The organism is Pseudomonas sp. W5-36 (assembly GCF_046540455.1).
GTDB lineage: Bacteria > Pseudomonadota > Gammaproteobacteria > Pseudomonadales > Pseudomonadaceae > Aquipseudomonas > Aquipseudomonas graminis_B.
Genome location: NZ_JAXCIQ010000002.1, coordinates 296,741 through 321,966, shown reverse-complemented (window position 1 = coordinate 321,966; position 25,226 = coordinate 296,741). Strand labels below are relative to the sequence as shown.

Genomic DNA, 25,226 nt, shown 5'->3' with positions numbered 1-25,226 from the left:
GCTAATGACTATCTGGTGACGTGAATTGTTTTTCCATCACGCTGAATAATCCCGGGCCGCTGTGCAGTACTGCTCTTGCGCCAGTTTGTTCTTGTCGCTCTTATCTTTGGCGACGCGTTTGCTCCAGTCGCTGCACATGTCTTTGAAGTAGGGTACGGCGGCGCGGCGGCATTCACGGTGTTCGACACTGTCGGCCAGGAAGTTCATGCAGACACTGGTGGTTTCAATATGGTTGTTGGAAATGCGATAGCGGGCTTCATAGCGATTTCGCCCGTCGATTTCACGGATGAACACACCTGCTACTTCATAGCGCCGCGCGGGCTCGGTTTTGGGTTTGGCGGCGGCGGCCTTGTAGGTCGCCATGTAACGATCTGAAACCATGCCTTGGGGTCGAGTGGCTTGGGAGTCGTTGGCCTGAGCTTCACCGAAGCGGCAATTGATGACATCCCGGTCGATCACGTTGCCGTCTTTCAGGCAGGCGTCGAGCGGCCGCGCCGTGGCGGGCTGGGAGACTTCAACTTTGGGGGCGATATAAACGACTTGTTCGACGTTGCGCACCTGAGCGACGGGCGCTGGGTCAGTCTCACTGACCACCTCTGCGATGGGCGGCGCAGGAATGACCGTTGCTGCAGGCTTGGGCGTGCGAAACATTTGCGCGATCAGAAAGATAATCGCGATCAGCAGCGCGAGGCAGATCAGAACGCTACTCAGCGGCCAGTTGCCGTTGCCGGATGCGGCAGCTCGCCGGGCAGGATGCGAGCCGAGCACAACGTCGAATTGGCCGGGGGCCAGCCGTTGCATGGTAAGCCCGTCATCCTCGGGCTGTGGCGTGGATTGCATTGCCTCTCCTTGGCGAATCGTGTGTTGTCGACCGGTTTGCAGTCAATCGGGGTGGCTGACGTACAGCGCTTGAATACGCGTCGCGCGAGATTAATCCTCGGCATGACGTTTTGCCAGCATGGCGCGCGGTATTTGTCCGCGCTGTATCCTGTCCGATATTTCTGTAATGGTTTAGGTGTATTGCGCCCGGACCCACCGCGCTATGGTTCACGCCCTTGCGACGGTCAAAGGAGTGGCAGCACATGCATCAAACCCTTGAGCAGGTTTTCGGTTATCGGCAGTTTCGCGCCGGACAAGAGGCCGCCATCAGTGCCGTGTTGGCAGGGCGCTCCGCCGCAGCGATCTTTCCCACGGGGTCCGGTAAATCCCTCTGCTATCAGCTGCCGGCGTTGCTGCTGCCGCATCTGACGCTGGTGGTATCACCGCTGTTGGCGCTGATTCAGGACCAACTGGCTTTCCTCCAGCGACACGGCATTGCGGCGGCGAGCATCGACTCAGCCCAAAGCCGCGATGACGTCGCTGACGTCATGGCCAGGGCGCGCTCCGGCGAGTTGAAAATCCTGATGATCTCCGTCGAGCGCCTGAAGAACGAGCGCTTCCGGCATTTCATCACTCAGGTGCCGATTTCGCTGCTTGTAGTGGACGAGGCCCACTGCATTTCCGAGTGGGGCCACAACTTCCGGCCCGACTACCTCAAACTCCCTGACTACCAGCGCGAGTTCAATATCCCCCAGGCGCTGCTCCTGACAGCGACAGCGACACCCCAAGTCATCAGTGACATGCAGAGCAAGTTCGGCATCGCGCTGGACGACGTTGTGACGACGGGCTTCTACCGGCCCAACCTCACGCTGCGGGTCGAGCCGGTTGCAGGCCGGGACAAGCGCCGGCGTCTGGTGGAGTGGCTTGGCGAACGGGCCGGTCAGCCGAGCATTGTCTACGTTACGCTGCAGAAGACCGCCGAGTTCGTGGCGGCTCACCTGTCGCAGAACGGCATCCCGGCGTACGCCTACCATGCAGGCCTCCCTCACGATAAGCGCGAGTCGATCCAGCGGCAGTTCATGGACGGGCGTCTGAACTGCATCGTCGCCACCATCGCTTTCGGGATGGGCATCGACAAGAGTGACATCCGCAACGTCGTGCATTTCGATTTGCCCAAATCCATCGAGAACTACAGCCAGGAGATCGGTCGTGCGGGCCGGGACGGGGCGACGTCGGAGTGTCTGGTGCTGGCCAATCGCGACAGCCTGAACGTGCTGGAGAACTTCGTGTACGGCGACACACCGGAGCAGGAAGGCATCCGGTTGGTGCTGGAAGATCTGCAAGGCGCGCGTAACGACAGTCAGTGGGAGTTTCTGCTGGCGCCCTTGTCGGACCTCAGCAATATCCGTCAACTGCCGCTCAAAACGCTGTTGGTGCAACTGGAGCTGCGCGGGATCATTGCGCCGCGTTATTCGTACTTCGCGGAATACCGCTTCAAATACCTGATCGAACCGCAGGTGCTGGTGCAGCGCTTTCAAGGCGAACGACGGGAATTCGTGCAGGCGCTGACCGAGACGTCAAGCCGGGCGCGGACGTGGGCAACCGTCAACTTCGACGCCATGTACCAGCAGTATCAGGCCGAGCGCGGGCGCGTGGTAACGGCGCTGGATTTCTTTCAGGAGAAGGGCTGGATCGAACTCGAAAGCAAGCAGATGACCGAGGTCTACAGCCTGATCGCCGCCGACTTCGACGCCCAGGCCCTGAGCGAAGAGTTGCATGACTACTTCGTCCACCACGAAAAGACCGAAGTCGCGCGCATCCACGCCATGCTCGAGCTGTTTGCCAGCCAGCAGTGCCTCAGTCATCGTCTGGCTCAATACTTTGGCGACGACCGTGCGCCCGCGCATTGCGGCCACTGCTCGGTGTGTGAGGGGCATGTGGCGGTGCTCCCCGAGCCGCCAGCCTTGACGCCGTTGAGCGAGCAGGACTTCGCGGATCTATGCAGCGAGTTCGTCGGCAAGCACCTCGAGGCCCGTGGGCATGAGCCGGGCGCGGAGTGCCTGACGCGGTTTCTGTGTGGGATCAGCGTGCCGATGTTTACCAAACTCAAGGCTCGGAACATCGGCGGGTTTGCGGCGCTGGAGGCTTACCCGTATGCGGACGTGCGGGAATGGATTCAGCGCCAGATTCAATAGCGGTCACGGATTTCATCAACCAGGAAGCACAGCAGACAAACCGGAGGGAACCCCCATGAACGACACCCCGCAGCGCGCCGATTATCGCCACTTCCAGCCGATCGTGACGCGCTGGCATGACAACGATGTGTACGGTCACATCAACAACGTCACGTACTACAGCTTCTTTGACAGCGCGGTGAATACCTACCTGATCGAACAGGGCGGACTGGATATCCATGACGGTGAAGCGGTGGGATTTGTGGTGAGTTCGTCGTGCGATTACTTTGCGTCGATTGCCTATCCGGAGCCGATCGAGGTCGGGCTACGGGTTGGCAAGCTGGGCAACAGCTCGGTGCAATATGAGCTGGCGGTCTTCAAGGCGGGGGAAGACGAGGCGCGGGCGGCAGGACGCTTCGTGCATGTATTCGTGGATCGGGCATCCAATCAGCCGGTGCCGATCCCTGCGGCGTTGCGGCAGGCGCTTGAGCGTTTGGTGGTCTGAAAATGATACCGGCCGCTTTATGGGCGGCCGGTGTTCATCGGGTCAGGTGCGCGAGTCGGGCTCGACGGCATCAGTCACGATGGTGTTTGCGATGACCATGCGCGTGACCGCGACCGTGTTTGTAGTCGCGGCGATCGCCACGGTAGCCACGGCCTCGGTCATCGTCACGGCGGCTTTCGTCGCCCATGTAGTTGCCGAGTGCGCCGCCCGCGCCGCCGCCTGCTGCTGCGCCAATCAGACTGCCGGTGCTGCCACCGACGCTGCGACCGACTACGTTGCCGCCAGCAGCACCCAGGCCGCCGCCGATGGCGGCTTCGGTACGGTTCCGGCGGTTTGCGCCCACTGCGCCACCAGCCGCGCCGCCAAGGCCGGCTCCGATTGCCGAACCTGTGCTGCCGCCGACCTGTTGGCCAACGACGGAGCCGAGTACCCCACCCAATGCGCCGCCCACGCCGGCCGTCACGTTATCGCCTGCTGAGGCAAAACCGCTGACCAGTGAGAACGATAACAACAGAATCGAGGAATACTTCATGTATTGATGCTCATAGGGATGACGCCGCGATCCTGCGATCATGAAGAAAATGTCACAATCTAAATCCGACGAATAACACGACCTGTATACAAAACGCTAACTTATTGTTTTGGCTTGGGAACCGAAGTCGTATTGGTGAGTCATACGCTACTTGATAAAGGCCCGAATCTCGCGATTCGGGCCTTTTTTTGTGGCGCTATATCCTGCTATCGCCGCAAGGAACCTGTGGGAGTGAGTTTGCTCACGAAGGGGCCGGGACCTTCAGCCTTTTTCTCCGGAGGCTGAAAGCAGGTCTTCGCGGGCAAGCGTGCTCCTACAAGGTTCTTCAGCTCAGGATCAAATAATCCGCGCTGTCTCCGTATGCCGTTCCAGCTTGATCGCCACGAACTTGGACGTCGGCGTGCTGCTGCCGTCGCCCACGCTTTCCAGCGGTACCAGCGGGTTCACTTCCGGGTAATACGCTGCAGCCTGGCCGGCCGGAATGTCGAACGGCAGCAGTGTGAAGCCCTTCACGCGACGTTCGATGGCATCGCCCCAGATCGACACGATGTCGACTTTCTGACCGGGTACGAAGCCCAGACGAATGATGTCGGCCTCGTTCACGAACATCACGTCACGCTGACCTTTCACGCCGCGGTAACGGTCGTCCAGGCCATAGATGGTGGTGTTGTACTGATCGTGAGAACGCATCGATTGCATGATCAGGTCCGGCACGATGCCTGTCCCGCGAATGCTTTCATGCACCAGGTCGCTCGGCAATACGTTCGCCTTGAAGTTGGCCCGCGCACTCGGCGTGTTCCAGCGACGGGAGCCTGCGGCGTTGCCCAGGTAGAAGCCGCCCGGGTTTTTGATCTTCTCGTTGAAGTTCTGGAATGACGGAATGGTGTCGGCGATCAGGTCGCGAATGCGGCTGTAGTCCGCCACCAGCCACAGCCAGTCCACCGGCTGCTTGCCCAGTGTTGCGTTGGCAATGCCCGCCAGGATCGCAGGCTCGGAACGCATCTGCGGCGACAGCGGCTTCAGCTGACCGTTGGACGCGTGAACCATGCTGAACGAGTCTTCAACCGTTACCGCTTGCGGGCCTTCGGCCTGGATGTCGATGTCGGTACGGCCGAAGCACGGCAGAATCAGCGCTTCCTTGCCGTGGGCCAAGTGGCTGCGGTTGAGCTTGGTGCTGATCTGCACGGTCAGGTCGCAGTTGCTCAGGGCTTCGAAAGTGCGCGGGCTGTCCGGGGTGGCTTGAGCGAAGTTGCCGCCCAGACCGATAAAGACTTTTGCGCGGCCTTCCAGCATCGCGTGAATCGCTTCGACGACGTTATGGCCGTTTTCACGCGGCACCTTGAACTGGAAACGTTTCTCCAGCGCATCAAGGAAAAACGCCGGCGGACGTTCGTTGATGCCCATCGTGCGGTCGCCCTGCACGTTACTGTGACCGCGCACCGGGCACAGGCCTGCGCCTGGCCGACCGATGTTGCCGCGCAGCAGCATCAGGTTGGAGACTTCCTGAATGGTCGGCACCGAATGGCGATGCTGAGTGATGCCCATCGCCCAGCACATGATCACGTTCTTGCCTTTGGCGTACATCCGCGCTGCGAGTTCGATGTCGGTCAATGGCAGACCCGATTGCTCGACGATGAATTCCCACGAGGTGTCGTCAATGGCAGCGAGGTATTCCAGCACGCCATTGGTGTGTTCGTTGAGGAAGGTGTGATCGAACACCGATGGCTCGTTGTTCGCCTGGGCTTCGCGTTCCCACTGCAGCAGGAACTTGGCCATGCCGCGCAGCAGGGCCATGTCGCCGCCCAGTGCCGGACGGAAATACGCCGTGTTGGTCGGCTCGGAGCCGTTGCTGAGCATTTCCAGCGGGTGCTGAGGGTGCTGGAAACGTTCCAGACCGCGCTCTTTCAGCGGGTTGACGCACACCACTTGCGCGCCGCGTTTGACCGCTTCACGCAGCGGTTCCAGCATGCGCGGGTGGTTGGTGCCCGGGTTCTGACCGAGGACGAAAATCGCGTCCGCGTGCTCGAAGTCATCAAACGTTACGGTGCCTTTGCCGACGCCCACGCTTTGCGACAAAGCAACGCCGCTCGCTTCATGGCACATGTTCGAGCAGTCGGGGAAGTTGTTGGTGCCGAAGGCACGCACGAACAGCTGATACAGATACGCCGCTTCGTTGCTGGCACGGCCCGAGGTGTAGAACTCGGCCATGTTCGGGTTCGGCAGATTGTTCAGGTGCTTGGCAATCAGCGCAAAGGCGTCGTCCCAGGCAATCGGCTTGTAGCGATCGGTCTGGGCGTCGTAGACCATTGGCTCGGTCAGACGGCCCTGATATTCCAGCCAGTAATCACTTTGCTCAAGCAGCGAGCTGACGCTGTAGCGGGCGAAGAAGGACGCATCGACGCGGCGCTTGGTCGCTTCCCAGTTCACTGCCTTGGCGCCGTTCTCGCAGAACTTGACCATGCCGCTTTCCGGCGAATCACCCCACGCGCAACCCGGGCAGTCGAAGCCGCCGTTCTGGTTAGTCTTGAGCATCGTGCGTATGTTCTTCAGGGCGTTGTCGCTGGTCAGCCAGAAGTGGGCGACGCTGATCAATGCGCCCCATCCGCCGGCCGGGCCTTTGTAGGGCTTGTAGCGGGGGGTCGATACCTTGTCGGCTTCTTTATGCATGCTCACGCTTGATTCTCCAACGCAGGACTGTAAACCCGCGGCGCACTGTGTTTAGGCAGATGAATGAGGTTTAGGTTGTGGCGTCGGGCCCATTGCAGCGCCAGGCCGGTGGGCGATGACAGGCTGACGAGGGTCTGAATGCCGGCACGTAATACTTTTTGAATGAGCTCCAGACTGCAGCGGCTCGTGACAATGGCCAGACCGCCCGTGGTCGGGATGTCCTGACGAATCAGCGCGCCGATCAGCTTGTCCAGAGCGTTATGTCGGCCGATGTCTTCACGACCTAAAAGAATTTCGCCTCGAGCGTCCATAAACATCGCCGCATGGACCGCGCCGCAGTGTTCGCCCAACGGCTGAAATTGGCCCATACGCTCGCGCAGACCTTTCAGCCATTCGGCGGGGGGAAGGGGCGCGCCGGGCAGCACGTTGAGCTCGGGCAATGCCTGCTCGACGGCTTCGACGCCACACAGGCCGCAACCGCTGGTGCCGGCCAGTTGCCGACGCTGGGTCTTGAGGTTCCAGAAGGCGCGGCTGGCGATTTCGACTTCTGCGGTCTGCGCAGAGCCGCAGCCACCGAGCTTGATGTCGTAGATCTCATCCGGTGATTCGATGAGGCCGCTGCCGACGCTGAAGCCGACGATGAAATCTTCCAGGTCAGTGGGCGTGACCAGCATGACCGCCTGGCTGATGCCGTTATAGGCAATCGCCAACGCGACTTCCTCGGCAAGCACATTGGGCTCGCTGACATCGTGTTCGAGGTTCGTATAGCTGTAGGACTGGCTTGCGGCGGGCGCGGGCAATTGTTGTGCGGGCGCCGTGATATCCATGTGCTTGGCGTGCATCGGGGGTGACCGGCAGATTGATTAGGCTTAAGCCTAGGCCTCCGGTCGGATTACGTCTAATCGCTAGTACTGATGCACCGATAGATGATGTCGATCAAGACGCCTCCATCATCGTGTGGTAAAGCGCCAGGCAGGCTTCAGCCAGTGCCGACCGTGGTGCCGAGCGACGCATGATCAAGCCGAGCCGCGCCAGGGTTTGTGCCTCTTCAATCGGCTGCAGCCGAAGGTGCTCGGTCAGTGATTCAAGGCCGCCGTCCAGCGGCATGATCGCGCAGCAGAACCCGCCATGCACCGCTTGCAGCAGCTGATGGACCGCATCGGTCTGAATGATCGGCTGCGGATGAAGGCCGCGGCTGTGAAAGTTGTGATCGATGGATTGCCGAAAATGCATGCCACTGGTGAGCAGCCCAAGGGGCAGTTCGGTCAGGCTTTCCCAGCTCGATGTCGCTTCGGTAAAACTGAAATAACGCTGGTCGTACATCACCCCCATGCGGGTTTCGGCCAGTTCCAATGAGTCGAAGCGCTCGGAGTCGAGTCGGTCGAGGTACGAAACCCCGAGGTCCAGGCGGTTGCTGGCGAGTTGATCGAGGATCTGCTCGGAGCTCAGCGATGAAAGCTCAAAGCGCATGCTCGGGTGCAGAGAATGCAGACGTTGCAGCAAGGGCAGTGGATCGAAATTCGACAGCGGCACCACGCCCAGCCGTAATGTGCCGACCAGATTCCCGCGACAGGCGGCCGCTTCAGCCTGCAAACCGTCGTAGGCCGCCAGCACCGTGCGCGCCCAGGCCAGGACGCGTTCGCCCGGGGCGGTGAATCCTTCGAAACGTTGGCCACGATTGACCAGCGGCAGGTCCAGCTCTTCTTCGAGGCTGCGCAGACGCATCGACAGTGTCGGTTGCGTGATATGGCAACGCGCAGCCGCTTGCCCGAAGTGACGGGTTTCGTCGAGGGCGATCAGAAATTTGAGCTGTTTAATGTCCATCTTCATTCCTTGAGGCACAGGCTGGCCCGGCGAAGTCTATCGCGACCGAACGTCCAATGGCTTGAAACCTTGAGGCCCGGCCACGGGTCGGAGGTTTGTCGGGCAATGTCAGCGGAACAGATGTTGCGCGGGAAACCACAACGACACTACGACGTCACCAAGGAGAAACCCATGAGTCTGTTCAGTTTTGTGAAGGAAGCCGGTGAGAAGCTTATCGACCTGCTCACCCCAGGAAACGCCAACGCCAGCGAAGAGCTGAAAAAGCACATCGAGTCTGTCGGGCTGGGCAATCCCAACGTTCATGCGACGGTCGACGGCGACAAGATCACCTTGACGGGCGAAGTCGCCAGTCAGGAAGAGAAAGAGAAGATCGTGCTGGCTGCCGGTAACATCGCCGGTGTTGGCAGTGTTGATGATCAACTGACCATCGCGGCTGGGGCGCCTGCCGTGGTTGCTGCGACGTTGGTCACTGTGCAGAAGGGCGATACCCTCAGCGCCATCTCGTTGCGCGTGTATGGCGATGCCAACAAGTATCAGAAGATCTTCGACGCCAACAAGCCGATGCTGAAGGACGTAAACAAGATCTACCCAGGTCAGTCTCTGCGTATTCCTGAGTAACGCGGCGGTCTTACTGACCGTGCGCCGACTCTTGCAGGAGCGCCCTTACCGGCGATATTCGGATATCCCGACCCATGTTTGGGTGGGGTGTGCGAGTTAAGCGGGTAAGCGTGCTCCTGCTTCGTTTTGCGCTTATAACCCCTTCATCAACGCCCGATAATCCTCAACGGCTTCGAATTCTTCGGTGTCTTTTGGCCCTTTGCGGCTGTCCGGTTCGCGCACTGCCAGCAAGTGGCCGATACCGTATCGCCCAGCGCTGCGCAAGATCGGCAAGGTGTCGTCGATGAACAGGCTGCGCGCCGGGTCAAACTTGATGTCGTCCTGCAGCGCATCCCAGAACTGCGGGTGTTCCTTGGGATAGCCATAGTCGTGGGAGCTGATTAAGCGCTCGAAGTAGGGCGCCAGTTCCAGTCTTTCCATCTTCAGCGACAGCGAGTCACGGTGAGCGTTGGTGATCATGATCACCCGTTTGCCGGCCTGCTTGATGGCGGCCAGAAACGTCTCGGCGTCGGGGCGCAAGGCGATGAGGTGGGCAATCTCGACTTTCAGGTCTTTCACCGGCAGGTTCAACTCCGAACTCCAGAAGTCGGTGCAGTACCAGTTGAGGGTGCCGGCGTTTTTTTCGAAGAGCGGCATCAGCTCCAGCTGCGCCATTGCCAGGCTGACCCCGTGCACCTCGGCGTAGCGCCTGGGCAGATGCTCCAGCCAGAAGTGATTGTCGAAATGCAGGTCCAGCAGGGTGCCGTCCATATCCAGCAGAACGGTGTCGATATCGCGCCAGGGCAAAGAAGGCATGCAGGTCTCTCGGCGTTGGAGGGGTCGCGTGGGTTTGCGGCGAAGACATCCGCAAAAGCCACGGTATAGTAACCCGACTACGCCAAGGAGCTCGTCATGCAGCAGAAACCTACCGTCCTCTCTCGCGAAATCGTCGCGAGCAGCCGCCTGTTCCGCGTTGAAGAGGTGCAGCTGCGCTTTTCCAACGGCGTCGAGCGCACCTACGAGCGGCTGGTCGGCAGCGGCAGCGGTTATGGCGCGGTGATGATCGTGGCCATGCTCGATGCCGATCACGCCGTGCTGATCGAGGAATACTGCGGCGGCACTGACCAGTACGAGCTGTCGCTGCCAAAGGGCTTGATCGAGCCGGGCGAGGACGTGCTGGCCGCCGCCAATCGCGAGCTCAAGGAAGAAGCCGGTTATGGCGCGCGGACCTTGGTGCACCTGACCGAACTGTCGCTTTCGCCGGGCTACATGAGCCAGAAAATTCAGGTCGTGCTGGCCACTGATTTGTATGAAGAAACGCTGCCCGGCGACGAGCCTGAGCCGATGCGTGTGGACAAGGTCAATCTGCGCGAGCTTTCCGCTCTGGTTCAGAACCCGCAGTTCACTGAGGGGCGCGCGCTGGCTGCGTTGTACCTTGCCCGCGACCTGCTGGCCGAGCGTGGGGATTTCCTGCCATGAACCCGACATTTTCCCAATTGCCACACCCGCTGCTTGCCCCCGTGATCGAGCTTTGCCGCCAGGCAGGGGAAGTCATTCTGCCGTTCTGGCGCTCCGGCGTGGAGGTCGCCGTCAAATCGGACGACTCGCCGGTAACGGCTGCTGATCTGGCCGCCCATGAGCTGTTGGTAGCGGGGCTTAAGGCGCTGGATCCGAGCATTCATATTCTGTCCGAAGAGGACGCGAATATTCCGTTGAGCGAGCGCAGTCAGTGGCAGCGCTGGTGGCTGGTGGACCCGCTGGATGGCACCAAGGAATTCATTGCCGGCAGTGAAGAGTTCACGGTCAACGTGGCGCTGATCGAGAACGGTCGCGTGGTGTTTGGCGTGGTGTCGATGCCGACCAACAACCGCTGCTATTTCGGTGGCGCCGGGCTGGGCGCGTGGCGCAGTGACGATTCGCAGCACCTGGCGCCGATCAGCGTGCGCAATGAGCCGGGCGCGGGAGAAGCGTTCACCGTGGTCGCCAGCCGGCGTCACTCAAGCCCCGAGCAACAGAAGTTGCTGGCCGGTTTGTCGGAAGTGGTGGGTGAATTGGAGCTGGCCAATATCGGCAGCTCGCTGAAGTTTTGCCTGTTGGCCGAAGGGGCTGCCGATTGCTACCCGCGTCTGGCGCCCACCTCTCAGTGGGACACGGCTGCGGCCCAAGGTGTCGTGGAAGGCGCGGGCGGTGTGGTGTTGAACCTGGACGGCACGACGTTCGAATATCCGGCGCGGGAGATACTGCTGAATCCGTATTTCCTGGCGCTACCGGGGGAAGCCACGTGGCGCGACGCGTTGCTGGCGCTGGCGCTGACCTGAAGCTTTCGGTTCCCTCGTAGGAGCGTGGCTTGCCCCGCGATCGGCGACGCAGTCGTCGCAGATGCAGCGCTGGGTTTTCCAGAGCGAATTGCACCGATCGGATTTGCGACCGCTTCGCGATCGATCGCGGGACAAGCCACGCTCCTACAGGTGGAAGGATGTGTTCAGCGATGCAGCACGAACTGCCCGACGAAATCCACTGCCGTTTCTTCTGAATCTTCCGCCACGATCCGGGTGTGCAGCGCCAGGCGCGCGCGGCCGCGGCGCTGGTAGAGCTTGAGGAATTTCTCCCAGCTCGCTTCATCCGTTCCGTCGCAAATGGCGACGCCATCGCGGGTGACCGGCAGGGGATAACTGATCTGGCCGTCCTGGATCACGATGTGCCCGTCGTCGATCCCGGCTTCTTTGAGCCGCAAATACAACCAGCCCCATCCTGCCAGCACCGCGCCGCAATACAGGCTGCCGCCGAACAAGGTGTTCTTGTGATTGACGTTCGGGGCCAACGGCAGGTGCAGACGGAGTTGATGGTCTTGCCAGCCCAGCACCTTGATGCCCATCTCCCGGGTGAGGGGGATGTCCCGGTGCAGCACCGCTTCCAGGTCTTCAGCAGACAAGCAATCCCGATCAGTCATTGTCGTCGGACCCCGCGCCGTTGAAGGTCAGCCCGTGCTTGCGCAGTTTGTCGTGCAGGGTTTTGCGTGGCAGGCCCAACGCTTCGGCGAGGCTACGGACCGAGCTGTGCGGGCGGGTCAATTCGGCGGCGATCAATGCTCGCTCGAACGCCTCGACCTGTTCGCTCAGCCCGCCATTGGACGCCACCAGATCTGGCTGCGCCTCGCCTTCCAGTTCCAGCTCAAGGCCCAAGGCGAAACGCTCGGCGGCGTTCTGCAGTTCACGCACGTTGCCCGGCCAGGTGTGGCGCAGCAGCAGCGCACGATGCCCAGGCTGCAGTTCATGGCGTGGCAGGCCGTGGCGCAAACTGGCGGTGTCGGCGAAATGCTGGAACAGCACCAGTGCATCTTCGCCACGCTCGCGCAGCGGCGGAATGCGCAATGGGGCAACGTTGAGGCGGTAATACAAGTCGGGCCGGAAACGCCCTTGATCCGCGGCCTGACGCAGGTCCTCCTTGGTCGCTGCGATCACCCGGATGTCCAACGGGATCTGCTGATTTCCCCCCAGGCGCTCGACCACGCGCTCTTGCAGCAAGCGCAGCAGCTTGACCTGAACGTCCATGCTCATGCTTTCGATTTCATCCAGAAACAGCGTGCCGCCGTTGGCGAATTCGAACTTGCCGATGCGCCGCTTTTGCGCGCCGGTAAAAGCCCCCGATTCGTGGCCGAACAGCTCGCTTTCCACCACTGACTCGGCCAGGGCCCCTGCGTTGATCGCCACGAACGGACCGTTTCTGCGATTGGACAAATCGTGAAGGGCGCGGGCGACCACTTCCTTGCCGGCACCGGTTTCACCGAGAATCAACACGTCGGCCTTGGTCGCGGCCAGCGCACCGATCTGATCGCGCAGGCGCTGAATGGGGGCAGACAACCCCACCAGTCGCGTGCTCAGTTGCTGACGATCGCTGAGCTCAAGGCGCAGGCTGCGGTTGTCCAGCACCAGCCGGCGCAGCGCAAGAGCCCGCCGCACGCTGTCGAGCAGTGCGTCGCTGGCGAAGGGTTTTTCCAGAAAATCGTAAGCACCCGCGCGCATGGCCTGCACTGCCAGCGGTACGTCGCCGTGGCCGGTGATCAGTAGCACCGGCAGCTCAGGATCCTGGGCGTGCAACTGGTGGAGCAGTTCGAGGCCGTCAATCCCCGGCATGCGAATGTCGCTGACGATGACGCCCGGCCAGTCGCGCTCGATGCGCGCTTGCAGCCCTTTGGCGTCGCTCAGCGGCAGGATTTTCAGGCCGGCGAGGTCCAGCGTCTGGCTCAGCGCCTGGCGCAGGTGCGGGTCGTCGTCGATCAGCACCACCTGAATGCGGCTGTCGATGGCGTCGGTGCTCATGCAGATAAGTCCTCAGACGGTTGAAGGTTGACGCCCGAGGCGCCGGTGCGCATCCGCAACGTCAGCAGCGCGCCGCCTTCCGGGTGATTGGCGAACAGCAGCTCGCCACCCAGGGCGCGCATCAGCGTATCGCAGATCGCCAAGCCCAGGCCGAGTCCCTGTGTGCGTGTCTTGGTGGTGAAGAACGGCTCGCGGGCGTGCTCCAGTGCCTCTTGTGAAAAGCCCGGGCCGTTGTCACGGATGAACAGATTGACACCCTCGGCGTTGTACTCGGCGCTGATCCACAACTTGCGCGGCGGGCCTTTCTCGGTCAGTGCGTCCAGCGCGTTCGCCAGCAGATTGCCCAGCACCTGACGCAGGCGCGTCTCGCCGGCCTGCACCCACAAGGTGGCGGCGGGCAGGTCACGAATCAGTTCCACTTCCATCGCTCGCCGTCGCTTGGCAAGCAGGGCCAGTGCATCGTCCAGCGCCGGTTGCAACGCCACGCTTTCAGGCGCATGCCGGTCGCGCCTTGCGAAGGCGCGCAGGTGCGCAATGATCGAGGCCATACGACCGGTGAGTTCGCTGATCAGCTTGAGGTTGCCGCGGGCGTCCTCTGTGCGCTGATGGTCGAGCAGCACTTCGGCGTTTTCGGCGTAACTGCGAATCGCGGCCAGTGGCTGATTGAGTTCATGGCTGATGCTCGCCGACATCGTGCCCAGCGCCGACAGCTTGCCGGCCTGAACCAGTTCGTCCTGGGCGCGAAACAGTTCTTGCTGCGCCTGCTCGCGTTCGAGCACTTCCTGGCGCAGTCGCTGGTTGACGCCTTCCAGGTCACAGGTCCGCTCGGCGACTCGCACTTCCAGTTCACGGCGCGCCTTGGCCTCGAAGTTGATGCGATCCAGATAATGCCTGCGCCTCTGCATCATTAGCCCCAGCAGCAACATCAAGACCAGCAACGCCGCGCCGCCAATCGCCACGACGGTTCGCACAGGCCTCGACAGGAGCACCTTGGGCGCGAGGATGTTAACGCTCCAGCCGGTTTCGTCGATCTGCTGGGTTTGCGTCAGCCAGCCGTTTTCATCCAGCTGCAGCGGGCGCGGATCGCGGGTCGGGTAGGGCTGAATGGCGACGATGGCCTGCTTTTCTTCCTCGCTGAGCGGGCGCGTGGCGCGGAAACGCCAGTTGGGGTTGGAGGTGAGGATCACCACGCCGTTGTGGTCGGTGACGAGCAACTGCTCTGGCGTCTTGCCCCACAACGTTTCAGTGAGGTCCAGATCGACCTTGACCACCAGCACGCCAATCACGGTATCGCCGTCGCGCACGGCGGCGGCGAAGAAGTAACCGCGTTTGGCCGACGTCGTGCCCAAACCGAAAAAGCGGCCAAGGTTGCCGGCCATGGCGTTGCTGAAATAGGGGCGGAAGGCGAAGTTGCGACCGACAAAACTGTCGCGCTTTTCCCAGTTCGACGCAGCGAGGGTGTCCCCATTGGGCGCCATCAGGTAGATCACCTCGGCGCCGGTCTGCCTGGCGGTGTTCATCAGCAGCACGTTTGCCTGGGCCTGGGCCTGCTTGTCCTGAGGGTTCGCCAGCATGGCGCGCAGGCCGGGCAGGTCGCCGAGAATCTGCGGCAGCACTTCATAGCGGTGCAGCGTGCCCAGCAGGTTGGCAACGTACAGGTCGAGGGTCTGGCGATTCTGGCTCAGCAGCTCATTGCGGTAATAGTGTTCGGCCAGGCGTTCGAGCGGCCACAACAGCGGGGCGAGGATCAGCGCCAGCAAGGCAAGGCTGCGCCAGCGAGGACGGCGGGGAAGGGCGTTAGTGCTGATCATGGAATCGCCGGTGGGTGCGTTGCGATGCAGGGCGGTTGCGGATGAATCAGTATTCCGCAGCCGCTCAACATCGAGTCGGCCCATTATGCCTACCGCTGCTGCGCTAAGCACTCCAGCAACGCATCGTGCCAGTCCGGCTGGCTGACACCCCACTCGCGCTGCAACAGGCTGCAATCCAGGCGTGAATTGAGCGGACGTGCGGCCGGCGTCGGGTACGCGCTTGAAGCAATCGGCTCAAGTACTGCGCAGGGTTTGCCGCTGTTGATCAATTGCTGACCGATCGCTTCAGCGAACCCGAACCAGGACGTCTCGCCGCTGGCGGTCAGGTGATAAACACCCCAGGCGCCCGGCGCCCCATCGCGCCAGCGTTCAATCAGCGCGCCGGTGCTGGCGGCGATGGTGCCGGCCCAGGTGGGTGCGCCGATCTGGTCGGCAACAATCGACAGCTTCTCGCGGTCTTGGAGCAAGCGCTGCATGGTCAGCAGAAAGTTGCGCCCGGTCAGGGAATACACCCAGCTCGTGCGCAAAATCAGGTGCTGCCCGCCCGCTGCGGCGATGGCCCGCTCGCCCGCCAGCTTGCTGCTGCCGTAGACGCCCAGCGGGTTAGGCGCGTCCGATTCAACCCACGCGCCGGCCTTGCTGCCGTCGAACACGTAATCGGTGGAATAGTGAATCAGCGGAATGCCCAGCGCGGCGGCTTCTTCAGCAAACACACCGGGAGACGTCGCGTTAATGGCTAAGGTCAGGTCCGGCTCGCTTTCGGCCTGATCCACCGCCGTGTGTGCGGCAGCGTTGATGATCAGGTCAGGCTTGATGTCGCGAACCACCGGGCGGATGGATTCCGGCTGACTCAAATCCAGCTGATCGCGACCCAGCACGATCAGCTCGCCCATGTTCTGCAGGCGTTGCTGCAGCGCCTGGGACACCTGGCCCTGTTGCCCGCTGATCAGAATCCGTAGCGGCGCGCTCACGGAAACAGGTCCGCGTCTTTCAAGAGCTTGCCGACCTGATCCTTGGCCGACAGTTGAGGCGCTTCGCTCAAGCCCCAGTCGATGCCCAGCTCGGGATCGTCCCAGCGAATGCAGCGCTCGGCCGACGGCGTGTAGTAGTCGGTGGTCTTGTAGAGGAACTCGGCGTAGTCGCTCAACACCACGAAGCCGTGGGCGAAACCCTTGGGAATCCACAGCTGACGAGCGTTCTCGGCAGACAGCTCCAGACCGAACCACTGGCCGAACTGCGGGGAGCTGCGACGGATGTCGACGGCGATGTCCAGCACGCGCCCAGTGGTCACGCGCACCAGTTTGCCCTGCGGGTTTTCGATCTGGTAATGCAGCCCGCGCAGGACGCCTTTTTGCGAGCGCGAGTGATTGTCCTGCACGAACTGATCGGCGACGCCGGTGGCCTCGGCGAAGGCCCGGGCGTTGAAACTTTCGTAGAAGAAGCCACGCTCATCGCCGAACACCTTGGGTTCGATGATGAGGACTTCAGGCAACTTGCTGGCAACCACTTTCACTGACTTTCCCCTGCGATCTTGAACAGGTACTGACCGTAGCCGGTCTTGCCGAAATAGTCAGCCCTGTTCAACAGGTGAGCGCGGTCAATCCAGCCGTTCTGGAAAGCGATTTCTTCCAGGCACGCGACTTTCAGGCCCTGACGATGCTCGATGGTTTGCACGTACTGCGACGCGTCCAGCAGGCTGTCATGGGTACCCGTGTCGAGCCAGGCGAAGCCGCGGCCAAAGCGCTCGACGCGCAGGTCGCCGCGCTTGAGGTAGGCGTTGTTGACGTCGGTGATCTCCAGCTCGCCGCGCGGGGACGGCTTGACGTCCTTGGCGATCTGAATGACTTCGTTGTCGTAGAAGTACAAGCCCGTCACGGCGTAGCTCGATTTAGGCGCCTTGGGCTTCTCTTCGATGGACAGCGCGTGGCCGTGCTCATCGAAATCGATCACGCCGAAACGCTCCGGATCCTTGACCCAGTAGCCAAACACGGTCGCGCCAGAGGTGTTGTCCGCCGCACGCTTGAGCTGCTCGCTGAAGTGCTGACCGTGGAAGATGTTGTCGCCCAGAATCAGGCACACCGAGTCATCGCCGATGAACTCTTCGCCAATCAGGAATGCCTGCGCGAGGCCGTCCGGCTTGGGCTGCTCCTCGTAATGGAAGCGCACGCCGAACTGACTGCCGTCACCCAGCAGCGCCTTGTATTGCGGCAGGTCCAGCGGCGTCGAGATGACCAGTATGTCTTTGATCCCGGCCAGCATCAGCACCGAGATCGGGTAATAGATCATCGGCTTGTCGTAGATCGGCAACAGCTGTTTGGAGACCCCGAGGGTGATCGGGTGCAGGCGAGTGCCAGAGCCGCCGGCCAGAACAATTCCTTTAGTCATGCAATCAGTTCCTTCACGTTGGTGCCCAGGCGTTCGCCCTGATAACTGCCGTCTTGCACGTTGCGGCACCATTCAAGGTTGTCGAGATACCACTGCACGGTTTTGCGCAGGCCGGATTCGAATGTCTCTTCCGGTGTCCAGCCCAGTTCGCGTTCGATTTTGCTGGCGTCGATGGCGTAGCGCATGTCATGGCCGGGGCGGTCGGTCACGTAGGTGATCAGGTCCGCGTAGTTCGCCACGCCTTTGCGCTGTTCCGGCGCCAGCTCTTCGAGCAGCGCGCAGATGCCGCGCACGACGTCGATGTTCTTTTGTTCGTTGTGGCCGCCAATGTTGTAGGTCTCGCCGACCTTGCCCTCGGTTACCACTTTGAGCAGTGCGCGGGCGTGATCTTCGACGAACAGCCAGTCACGCACTTGCAGGCCGTTGCCGTACACCGGCAGCGGCTTCCCGGCCAGGGCGTTGAGAATCACCAGCGGGATGAGCTTCTCGGGGAAATGGAACGGGCCGTAGTTGTTCGAGCAGTTGGTGACAACCACCGGCAGCCCGTAGGTACGCTGCCAGGCACGAACCAGATGGTCCGACGCCGCTTTGCTGGCCGAGTACGGCGAGCTTGGCGCGTAGGGCGTGGTTTCGGTGAACAGGTCGTCCACGCCGTGCAGGTCGCCATACACTTCATCAGTGGAGATGTGGTGAAAGCGGAAGGCGGCGCGCTCGGCGTCGGGCAAAGTCAGCCAGTAGCTGCGGGTCGCTTCCAGCAGGCTGTAGGTGCCGACGATGTTGGTCTGGATGAACTCCGACGGGCCGTCAATCGAGCGATCGACGTGGGACTCAGCCGCCAGGTGCATGATCGCGTCAGGCTTGAAGCGCGCGAGGACTTTACTCACGGCGGCCTGATCAACGATGTCCTGTTGCACGAACTCATACCGAGTGTTCGTGGCGATGCCCTGCAGCGACTCAAGATTGCCGGCGTAGGTCAGCTTGTCGAAATTGAGAACGTCGTGATCGGTGTTGTTGATCAGATGACGGATCAGCGCAGAGCCGATGAAGCCGGCGCCACCGGTAACAAGTATTCGCATGGATAAACCTTCTTCCCTGGAAAGACGTAAGACGATAAAGGCGTAGGACGATGGAGCATAGCTTGTGGGGCCTTGCTGACTGGCGCAAGAAGCAATCCACCGACGAGCGATGATATTAATTGATGGCCCATCGTAATTAGCGCCATTAAACCGCCGCAGGTGTTGCACGAGTTTAACGCCTGGCCTATGTATCGGTCTCTCAAGGCATTTCTTGACTGGCGCAGGTCGCGGGGTTGATTAACGGTCGCGCAACTGGCGATATTGTCGGCGTGCCTCTATCTCTCAGGACTTCCTCCATGTCGCTCGACACTTTGATTCGTCGCTCCAGCCTGCCATGCCCGGACGTCGACGCCGCGCAGGCCGCCGAATGGCTGACGACGTATTACGGGCTGTCGGGGACGTTGAAGGCGTTGGGCAGCCATCAGGACCGAAACTTCCTGCTCGACTGCGGTGACGGGCGACGTTTCGTCCTGAAGATCTGCCACGGTGCTTACTCAGCCACCGAACTTGCCGCGCAACATGCAGCGTTCCGGCAGTGATGCCGGCGCTGAAGGGTGAGGACTTGCTGTCCGTCGAGCACAACGGCAATGCCGTGCACCTGCGCGTTCTGGAGTTTATCGACGGGCAGTCACTGGCTCACGTCGCGCATCTGAACCGGCACATCGTGACCGGATTGGCGCAGCTCTGTGCCCGTGTCGACGTGGCGCTGGCCGGGTTCGAGCACCCAGGCCTGGACCGTGTGTTGCAGTGGGACCCGCGTCACGCTTTCGCGTTGATCGAGCACCTGCTCCCGGTCATCGCCGATGCCGACAAGCGCGCCTGTATCGCCGAGGCCGCCGAGCAGGCCCAGGCCTATTTGCTGCCGCTGGTGGCGTCGCTGCCGGTGCAGGCCATTCACATGGACATCACCGAGTACAACGTGGTCTGGGCGAGAGATGCCCATCGCCAGTGGCAGCTTCAAGGGCTGATCGACTTTGATGATCTGGTGCGCACGTGGCGCATCGCTGACCTCTCGGTGACCTGCGCCGCGCTGTTGCACCATGCCGAGGGCGATCCGTTTTTCATCCTGCCCGCCATTCAGGCCTATCACCAGATCAACCCGCTTCAAAGCGAGGAACTGCTGGCGCTGTGGCCATTGATCGTTGCGCGCTCGGCCGTACTGGTCTTGAGCAGCGAGCAACAGGCGAGCATCGAGCCGGACAACGGCTATATCCAGGCCAATCTGGCCAGCGAGTGGAACATCTTCGACGTCGCCACCTCCGTGTCGATTGCGTTGATGGAAGCGGCGATTCTCGACGCGGTGGGTGAATGGGAAGCGGACAAAGAGGCCGAGCCGTTCTCGCCGCTGTTGCCGAGCTTGAGCGGGCAGGGTTTTGCCCTGGTCGATCTGGGTGTGCTCAGCGAGCATTTCGTCGCGGGCAACTGGGAACAAAGCGGCATCGACGAGCAACTGCTGAAAGAGGCGGCCGAACATGGTCTGGCCGCCAGTCGCTATGGCGAATACCGGCTGTCCCGCACGCTGCCGGACAGTGCAAAAGAACCGGACACCTTCGCGCTGCATACCGAATTGCAGATCCCCCACGGCACCGCTGTTCATGCGCCATTTGCCGGCAGCCTGCGTCACACGGCCGACGGCGCGTTGCAGTTGGTGGGCGCCGAAGTGAACCTGCGTCTGTGGGGCGTGCGCTCTGATTTTGACGCCGGTGTCGAGTTCGGCGCGGGCGACGTGATCGGGCAGGGCGACGTGATCGGGCAGGGCGGCGGGGCGTTGATCGTGCAGCTGTGTTCGGAGCCGGACGTGAGCCCGCCGCTGTTCACTACGCCTTCGCGAGCCGCAGCCTGGCGTGCGCTGTGTCCGTCACCCAAAGGACTGCTGGGTTTCGATTGCGATGCGCCTGCGTTGGCAGATTCTGCTGCGCTGCTTGCCCGTCGCGATGCCAGTTTTGCTCGGTCGCAAAAGCATTATTACCAGGCTCCGCCGCAGATCGAGCGCGGCTGGCGCAACCACCTGATCGACATGCAAGGCCGTTCTTACCTGGACATGCTCAACAACGTCGCGGTGCTCGGTCATGGTCATCCACGCATGGCCCAAGTCGCCGCGCGGCAGTGGTCGCTGCTCAATACCAACTCACGCTTTCATTACGCGGCGATCGCCGAGTTTTCAGAGCGCCTGCTGAAGCTGGCGCCCGCCGGGATGGATCGGGTGTTTCTGGTGAACAGCGGCACCGAGGCGAATGACTTGGCGATTCGTCTGGCCTGGGCCTACAGCGGCGGGCGCGATGTCTTGAGCGTGCTGGAGGCTTATCACGGCTGGTCGGTGGCGACCGATGCCATTTCGACGTCCATCGCCGACAACCCGCAAGCGCTGAGCACGCGCCCGGATTGGGTGCATCCCGTGGTTGCGCCCAACACGTATCGCGGTGAGTTTCGTGGCGCGGACAGCACACCGTTCTACCTGCGCAGCGTGGACGCGCATCTGACTGCGCTGGCCGAGCAGGGGCGGCAAGTGGCGGGTTTCATCTGTGAACCGGTGTACGGCAACGCCGGCGGAATCTCGCTGCCGCCGGGCTATTTGCAGCAGGTCTACGACAAAGTCCGCGCCCAGGGCGGCGTGTGCATCGCCGATGAAGTGCAGGTGGGGTATGGCCGTCTCGGTCACTCCTTCTGGGGCTTCGAAGAGCAGGGCGTAGTGCCGGATATCATTACGATGGCCAAAGGCATGGGCAACGGTCATCCCCTCGGCGCCGTTATCACCCGTCGCGAAATCGCTGAAGCGCTGGAGGCTGAGGGCTATTTCTTTTCGTCGTCCGGTGGCAGCCCGGTGAGTTGCCGCGTCGGCATGGCGGTACTCGACGTCATGGAAGAAGAAAAGCTGTGGGAAAACGCTCAAGTGGTTGGCGGCTATTTCAAGGAACGCCTGCTGGCGCTGATCGACAAACATCCGCTGGCCGGGGCCGTCCATGGTTCGGGGTTCTATCTTGGGCTTGAACTGGTCCGCAATCGAGAGACGCTGGAGCCAGCAACCGAGGAAACGGCCTACCTGTGTGATCGTCTCCGTGAGCTGGGGATCTTCATGCAACCTACGGGGGATTATCTGAATGTTCTCAAGATCAAGCCGCCCATGGTCACCACCCGGCGAAGCGTGGACTTCTTTGTCGACAGCGTGTCGAAGGTGCTGAGCGAACTGGAGAGCTGAGTGGGCTCTTATCCGTCACGATTGGACTTTATTCCGATATATATCGGCGTTAGATGCCCGGATCTGCGCCGATTGCTTGATTAGTGTTTTTAAATCCGATTTTTATCGTCTATAACGTCTGTCTTCTTTTGCCGCAGACGCCCTCGTCGTTTCATGGAGTTCTGATTACTGTGACCACTCTCAACAGCACCCCCCGCGCCGATGGTTTCTATATGCCTGCCGAGTGGGCGCCGCAGACGCAAACCTGGATGATCTGGCCCGAGCGCCCTGACAACTGGCGTCTGGGCGGCAAGCCGGTGCAGAACGATCATGTTGCTGTGGCCAAGGCCATCGCCCGGTTTGAGCCTGTCACCGTCGGCGTCTCGGCTGCACAGTACGACAACGCCCGCGCCCGCCTGAATGTGCCCAACATTCGCGCCGTCGAGATCAGCAGCAACGACGCCTGGGTGCGTGACAGCGGGCCGACCTTCGTCATCAACGACGCGGGCGAGGTCCGGGGTGTCAATTGGGGCTTCAATGCCTGGGGCGGTTTCGACGGCGGGCTGTACGCGCCGTGGAACCTGGATGAACAGGTCGCCAGCAAAGTGTTGGAAATCGAGCGCTGCCCCCGCTACGTCACTGAAGGTTTCGTGCTGGAAGGCGGCTCGATCCACGTCGATGGCGAGGGCACGCTGATCACCACCGAAGAATGCCTGCTCAATCGCAATCGCAACCCGCATCTGTCGCGCGAAGACATCGAAGCCGTGCTGCGCGATCACCTGTCGGTCGAGAAGATCATCTGGCTGCCGGACGGTCTGTACAACGACGAGACCGACGGGCATGTGGATAACTTCTGCTGCTACGTGCGTCCCGGTGAAGTGTTACTCGCCTGGACAGATGATCCGAAAGACCCCAATTTCCCGCGTTGCCAGGCGGCCATGGCGGTGCTGGAAAACGCCCGCGACGCCAAGGGACGCCCGTTCGTCGTGCACAAGATGCCGATCCCGGGCCCGCTGTTTGCCACCGAAGAAGAGTGCGCCGGGGTGGATCAGGTGCACGGCAGTCAGGAGCGCAACCCATCGGTGCGCCTTGCGGGTTCCTACGTGAACTTCCTGATCGTCAACGGCGGCATCATTGCCCCGTGTTTCGACGATCCGATGGATGACATGGCCCGCCAGATTCTCCAGCAGCTGTTCCCTGAACACGAGGTGGTCATGGTCCCGGGCCGCGAAATGTTGCTGGGTGGAGGCAACATTCACTGCCTGACGCAGCAGCAGCCGGCGCCCCACCGCAGCTGAGTTGGTTCGCTTCTTGCTGTTATCAAAGCCCATCAGACGATGGGCTTTTTTATGGCTGGACGGTTTCAAGCCGGTCGTAGGAAGACGGGATCCCAGCAGCGCGTAAATGCCCTTGCGGGGTCGTCCGTCTGTAACAAAAGCTCCGTAGATTTCGCAGTCCACGACATAAGAGGTTGTCCTTATGAACGCAGGTCATGAGTTGCGAGTGGCTCGAGGTTTTTCTGCGAGCAGTGAAGCACGGCAGATGATGGCGGACTGGTTACGGACGACCCGGATCCCGCTGGTGCGCATGCAAGAGCTGCAGGCGCTGAAACAACGCGGTGATTTTCGCAAGATGCTGTCCAGGCGATACCCCAGCGGGTTGATCAATGACGCGGAAATTGAAGCGCTGCTGGGCGTGCTCCACAGCTGACGAAGGGTGAGAACAGGCACTGCAGAGCCTCCGTTTGACTCCCATCAAATTGACACCTTCCGCAGACGGGGGATAGCATTCGCGCCTCCACCGCCTGTGGCCTAGCGCCATGTACGTGCATCAGTCCTCCACTGTGATGATTTCGTGCGGGCTTCCGGGACTGTTTCAGAGCCGGAAGACGCAATTGCCCACACCGGGCATTTGCCACAGCGCGCGATTAATCCGCTCACAAGGACAACAAGATGAAACAGCGTATCGGCCTGCTCGCCCTGAGCATTCTCGCCGCCACTCACGCCATGGCGGACGGTCAGGCAGATTCCAAAGGATTTGTTGAAGACAGCAGCCTGAAGATCAACCTGCGTAACGCCTACATCAATCGCGATTACAAAAACGGGCCGCAGGACCGCTCGGAATGGGGGCAGGCGTTCATGGCCGGCTACACATCCGGTTTCACCCAAGGCGTGGTGGGCGTCGGCGTTGATGCTTTCGGCCTGTACGCAGCGCGTCTGGACGGTGGCAAGGGCAAGAGCGGCGCAGGCGGTATCGACTTCTTCAAGCAGGGCGACAGCGGCAATGCGGCGGACGACCTGTCGCGTTTCGGCGGTGCGGTCAAATTCCGGGTGTCCAATACCGAACTGAAGTACGGCGACATGATGCCCGAGCTGCCCGTGCTGACGTACGACGGCTCGCGCCTGCTGCCTGAGTCCTACACCGGCACCATGATCACCTCCAAAGAGATCAAGGGCCTTACCCTGGTGGCCGGCCGCTTCACCGCCGAAGCCCGCAAGAGCGCCGAAGGCCGCGACAGCGGTGATCTGAAGAGCATCAACGTGTACGGCGGCAGCTATAAATTCACCGAGGCCCTCAGCGCCGCGTTTTACGCCTCCGACGACGAAGACGTGCTGAAAAAGCAGTACGTGAACCTGAACTACGTCTGGGCGATGCCGAAAGATCAGTCGCTGACCTTCGACTTCAACGGCTACAAGACCAAGCTGGACAAGGACTTCGCCGTCGACGACGCCCGCGACAACAAGATCTGGAGCCTGGCGGCGACCTGGGCGGTGGGCATCCACTCATTCACCCTCGCGCATCAGCGCAGCACCGGCGAAACCGGCTACACCTACGGGGGCTATCGCAACGCAGGCGGCACCGGCGATGGCGGCAACACCATCTACCTGGCGAACTCCTACTGGTCAGACTTCAACGGCAAGGACGAGCGTTCGTGGCAGGTGGGCTATGGCGTGAACCTGGGCACCGTCGTGACGCCAGGCCTCAGCTACCGCGTGGCCTACGTGCGCGGCGACAACATCGACGACGGCAGCGACCGTGGGCGTGGCGAAGAGCGCGAACTGTTCAGCCAGTTGACCTACGTGGTCCAGAGCGGCCCGGTCAAAGACCTCTCGGTACGCCTGCGCAACTCGTTCCTGCGCGTCTCCAACGATGTTGATCAGTACAACGTAGGCGGTAACGAAACGCGGATCTTCGTCGATTACCCGATCAACGTGTTTTGATGTCGAACGGCTGAAGAGCTGACGGCTTCACCCAGACGCCCCGGTCGCAAGATCGGGGCGTTCGGGTATGAGGGTTCACTGAACTGGCGATCCTGCCCGCTCTCCCGCTACCATCGCCGCA

General features: G+C 61.4%; 21 protein-coding genes and 1 pseudogene. 9 read left to right on the top strand and 13 right to left on the bottom strand.

Features of this window, described 5'->3' with window-relative positions; all coding sequences use genetic code 11:
• Window positions 1-36: 36 nt before the first annotated feature.
• Window positions 37-840, bottom strand: coding sequence for a hypothetical protein (locus SLW74_RS04385; RefSeq protein ID WP_410928242.1), 804 nt, complete (start codon window positions 838-840; stop codon window positions 37-39).
• A 242-nt stretch (window positions 841-1,082) separates the two neighbouring features.
• On the opposite strand from SLW74_RS04385, the gene SLW74_RS04380 reads away from it, so the two are divergent.
• Window positions 1,083-3,014 (top strand): ATP-dependent DNA helicase RecQ, encoded by a 1,932-nt coding sequence (locus tag SLW74_RS04380; protein WP_410928241.1) that lies wholly within the window; start codon window positions 1,083-1,085, stop codon window positions 3,012-3,014.
• Window positions 3,015-3,069: 55 nt separating this feature from the next.
• Window positions 3,070-3,498 (top strand): acyl-CoA thioesterase, encoded by a 429-nt coding sequence (locus SLW74_RS04375; protein WP_065987427.1) that lies wholly within the window; start codon window positions 3,070-3,072, stop codon window positions 3,496-3,498.
• A gap of 70 nt (window positions 3,499-3,568) precedes the next feature.
• Here SLW74_RS04375 and SLW74_RS04370 read toward each other — a convergent pair whose 3' ends face one another.
• From SLW74_RS04370 to SLW74_RS04355, 4 genes are all read right to left on the bottom strand, one after another.
• Window positions 3,569-4,030, bottom strand: coding sequence for a glycine zipper domain-containing protein (locus SLW74_RS04370; RefSeq protein ID WP_065987426.1), 462 nt, complete (start codon window positions 4,028-4,030; stop codon window positions 3,569-3,571).
• Between the two features lie 336 nt (window positions 4,031-4,366).
• The gene (locus SLW74_RS04365) at window positions 4,367-6,697 is read right to left on the bottom strand and encodes an FdhF/YdeP family oxidoreductase (protein WP_167355775.1); all 2,331 of its coding nucleotides are present in this window, start codon (window positions 6,695-6,697) and stop codon (window positions 4,367-4,369) included.
• Window positions 6,698-6,699: 2 nt separating this feature from the next.
• Window positions 6,700-7,539 carry a formate dehydrogenase accessory sulfurtransferase FdhD gene (fdhD, locus tag SLW74_RS04360; protein WP_065987424.1) on the bottom strand — a complete coding sequence of 280 codons (840 nt, stop codon included), beginning with the start codon at window positions 7,537-7,539 and terminating at the stop codon, window positions 6,700-6,702.
• A 94-nt stretch (window positions 7,540-7,633) separates the two neighbouring features.
• Window positions 7,634-8,521 (bottom strand): LysR family transcriptional regulator, encoded by an 888-nt coding sequence (locus SLW74_RS04355; protein ID WP_192130726.1) that lies wholly within the window; start codon window positions 8,519-8,521, stop codon window positions 7,634-7,636.
• Window positions 8,522-8,692: 171 nt separating this feature from the next.
• On the opposite strand from SLW74_RS04355, the gene lysM reads away from it, so the two are divergent.
• Window positions 8,693-9,139 carry a peptidoglycan-binding protein LysM gene (gene lysM / locus SLW74_RS04350; RefSeq protein WP_192130727.1) on the top strand — a complete coding sequence of 149 codons (447 nt, stop codon included), beginning with the start codon at window positions 8,693-8,695 and terminating at the stop codon, window positions 9,137-9,139.
• Window positions 9,140-9,271: 132 nt separating this feature from the next.
• On the opposite strand, the gene yrfG is transcribed toward lysM, so the two are convergent.
• Window positions 9,272-9,934, bottom strand: a complete 663-nt coding sequence (yrfG, locus tag SLW74_RS04345; protein WP_065987421.1) for a GMP/IMP nucleotidase — start codon at window positions 9,932-9,934, stop codon at window positions 9,272-9,274.
• 96 nt (window positions 9,935-10,030) lie between these two features.
• Here yrfG and nudE point away from each other — a divergent pair, with 96 nt between their 5' ends.
• Together nudE and cysQ are read left to right on the top strand one after the other, a co-directional pair.
• The gene (gene nudE, locus SLW74_RS04340) at window positions 10,031-10,597 is read left to right on the top strand and encodes an ADP compounds hydrolase NudE (protein WP_074889934.1); all 567 of its coding nucleotides are present in this window, start codon (window positions 10,031-10,033) and stop codon (window positions 10,595-10,597) included.
• The gene (gene cysQ, locus SLW74_RS04335; RefSeq protein ID WP_410928240.1) at window positions 10,594-11,436 is read left to right on the top strand and encodes a 3'(2'),5'-bisphosphate nucleotidase CysQ; all 843 of its coding nucleotides are present in this window, start codon (window positions 10,594-10,596) and stop codon (window positions 11,434-11,436) included. Before nudE ends, cysQ begins: the two co-directional genes overlap by 4 nt.
• A 164-nt stretch (window positions 11,437-11,600) precedes the next feature.
• On the opposite strand, the gene SLW74_RS04330 is transcribed toward cysQ, so the two are convergent.
• From SLW74_RS04330 to rfbB, 7 genes are all read right to left on the bottom strand, one after another.
• Window positions 11,601-12,068, bottom strand: a complete 468-nt coding sequence (locus SLW74_RS04330) for a YiiD C-terminal domain-containing protein (RefSeq protein ID WP_410928239.1) — start codon at window positions 12,066-12,068, stop codon at window positions 11,601-11,603.
• Window positions 12,061-13,437 carry a sigma-54-dependent transcriptional regulator gene (locus tag SLW74_RS04325; protein ID WP_192171327.1) on the bottom strand — a complete coding sequence of 459 codons (1,377 nt, stop codon included), beginning with the start codon at window positions 13,435-13,437 and terminating at the stop codon, window positions 12,061-12,063. The genes SLW74_RS04330 and SLW74_RS04325 overlap by 8 nt, the downstream gene beginning before the upstream one ends.
• Entirely contained in the window at window positions 13,434-15,248 is a 1,815-nt protein-coding gene (locus SLW74_RS04320; RefSeq protein WP_410928238.1) for an ATP-binding protein, read from the bottom strand. The genes SLW74_RS04325 and SLW74_RS04320 overlap by 4 nt, the downstream gene beginning before the upstream one ends.
• 89 nt (window positions 15,249-15,337) lie before the next feature.
• The gene (gene rfbD, locus SLW74_RS04315; protein ID WP_410928237.1) at window positions 15,338-16,219 is read right to left on the bottom strand and encodes a dTDP-4-dehydrorhamnose reductase; all 882 of its coding nucleotides are present in this window, start codon (window positions 16,217-16,219) and stop codon (window positions 15,338-15,340) included.
• On the bottom strand, window positions 16,216-16,761 hold the full coding sequence (gene rfbC, locus SLW74_RS04310) for a dTDP-4-dehydrorhamnose 3,5-epimerase (protein ID WP_192130733.1): 546 nt from the start codon (window positions 16,759-16,761) through the stop codon (window positions 16,216-16,218). The genes rfbD and rfbC overlap by 4 nt, the downstream gene beginning before the upstream one ends.
• Complete coding sequence (gene rfbA / locus SLW74_RS04305) at window positions 16,758-17,633, bottom strand: glucose-1-phosphate thymidylyltransferase RfbA (RefSeq protein ID WP_410928236.1); 876 nt, start codon at window positions 17,631-17,633, stop codon at window positions 16,758-16,760. The genes rfbC and rfbA overlap by 4 nt, the downstream gene beginning before the upstream one ends.
• Entirely contained in the window at window positions 17,630-18,709 is a 1,080-nt protein-coding gene (rfbB, locus tag SLW74_RS04300; RefSeq protein WP_192130735.1) for a dTDP-glucose 4,6-dehydratase, read from the bottom strand. Before rfbB ends, rfbA begins: the two co-directional genes overlap by 4 nt.
• A 296-nt stretch (window positions 18,710-19,005) precedes the next feature.
• Between rfbB and SLW74_RS04295 the strand changes: the two are divergent.
• The 4 genes and pseudogenes from SLW74_RS04295 (at window position 19,006) to SLW74_RS04280 (ending at window position 25,105) form a co-directional block, all read left to right on the top strand.
• Window positions 19,006-21,905, top strand: a pseudogene (locus SLW74_RS04295) (aminotransferase).
• Between the two features lie 170 nt (window positions 21,906-22,075).
• Window positions 22,076-23,182 (top strand): agmatine deiminase, encoded by a 1,107-nt coding sequence (gene aguA, locus SLW74_RS04290; RefSeq protein ID WP_410928235.1) that lies wholly within the window; start codon window positions 22,076-22,078, stop codon window positions 23,180-23,182.
• A 181-nt stretch (window positions 23,183-23,363) separates the two neighbouring features.
• Complete coding sequence (locus tag SLW74_RS04285; RefSeq protein WP_083233037.1) at window positions 23,364-23,594, top strand: hypothetical protein; 231 nt, start codon at window positions 23,364-23,366, stop codon at window positions 23,592-23,594.
• Between the two features lie 242 nt (window positions 23,595-23,836).
• A complete protein-coding gene (locus SLW74_RS04280) occupies window positions 23,837-25,105 on the top strand; it encodes an OprD family porin (RefSeq protein WP_065987410.1) in 1,269 nt (422 codons plus the stop codon).
• Window positions 25,106-25,226 lie beyond the last annotated feature (121 nt).

Bases quoted from the DNA above. Each gene is read 5' to 3' on its own strand.
- fdhD (WP_065987424.1), bottom strand. From the start codon at position 7,539: ATGCACGCCAAGCACATGGATATCACGGCGCCCGCACAACAATTGCCC.
- cysQ (WP_410928240.1), top strand. From the start codon at position 10,594: ATGAACCCGACATTTTCCCAATTGCCACACCCGCTGCTTGCCCCCGTG.
- SLW74_RS04320 (WP_410928238.1), bottom strand. From the start codon at position 15,248: ATGATCAGCACTAACGCCCTTCCCCGCCGTCCTCGCTGGCGCAGCCTT.
- yrfG (WP_065987421.1), bottom strand. From the start codon at position 9,934: ATGCCTTCTTTGCCCTGGCGCGATATCGACACCGTTCTGCTGGATATG.
- SLW74_RS04375 (WP_065987427.1), top strand. From the start codon at position 3,070: ATGAACGACACCCCGCAGCGCGCCGATTATCGCCACTTCCAGCCGATC.
- SLW74_RS04355 (WP_192130726.1), bottom strand. From the start codon at position 8,521: ATGGACATTAAACAGCTCAAATTTCTGATCGCCCTCGACGAAACCCGT.
- SLW74_RS04280 (WP_065987410.1), top strand. From the start codon at position 23,837: ATGAAACAGCGTATCGGCCTGCTCGCCCTGAGCATTCTCGCCGCCACT.
- SLW74_RS04365 (WP_167355775.1), bottom strand. From the start codon at position 6,697: ATGCATAAAGAAGCCGACAAGGTATCGACCCCCCGCTACAAGCCCTAC.
- SLW74_RS04285 (WP_083233037.1), top strand. From the start codon at position 23,364: ATGAACGCAGGTCATGAGTTGCGAGTGGCTCGAGGTTTTTCTGCGAGC.
- SLW74_RS04380 (WP_410928241.1), top strand. From the start codon at position 1,083: ATGCATCAAACCCTTGAGCAGGTTTTCGGTTATCGGCAGTTTCGCGCC.
- rfbA (WP_410928236.1), bottom strand. From the start codon at position 17,633: ATGACTAAAGGAATTGTTCTGGCCGGCGGCTCTGGCACTCGCCTGCAC.
- rfbB (WP_192130735.1), bottom strand. From the start codon at position 18,709: ATGCGAATACTTGTTACCGGTGGCGCCGGCTTCATCGGCTCTGCGCTG.
- SLW74_RS04330 (WP_410928239.1), bottom strand. From the start codon at position 12,068: ATGACTGATCGGGATTGCTTGTCTGCTGAAGACCTGGAAGCGGTGCTG.
- lysM (WP_192130727.1), top strand. From the start codon at position 8,693: ATGAGTCTGTTCAGTTTTGTGAAGGAAGCCGGTGAGAAGCTTATCGAC.
- SLW74_RS04370 (WP_065987426.1), bottom strand. From the start codon at position 4,030: ATGAAGTATTCCTCGATTCTGTTGTTATCGTTCTCACTGGTCAGCGGT.
- nudE (WP_074889934.1), top strand. From the start codon at position 10,031: ATGCAGCAGAAACCTACCGTCCTCTCTCGCGAAATCGTCGCGAGCAGC.
- SLW74_RS04325 (WP_192171327.1), bottom strand. From the start codon at position 13,437: ATGAGCACCGACGCCATCGACAGCCGCATTCAGGTGGTGCTGATCGAC.
- SLW74_RS04385 (WP_410928242.1), bottom strand. From the start codon at position 840: ATGCAATCCACGCCACAGCCCGAGGATGACGGGCTTACCATGCAACGG.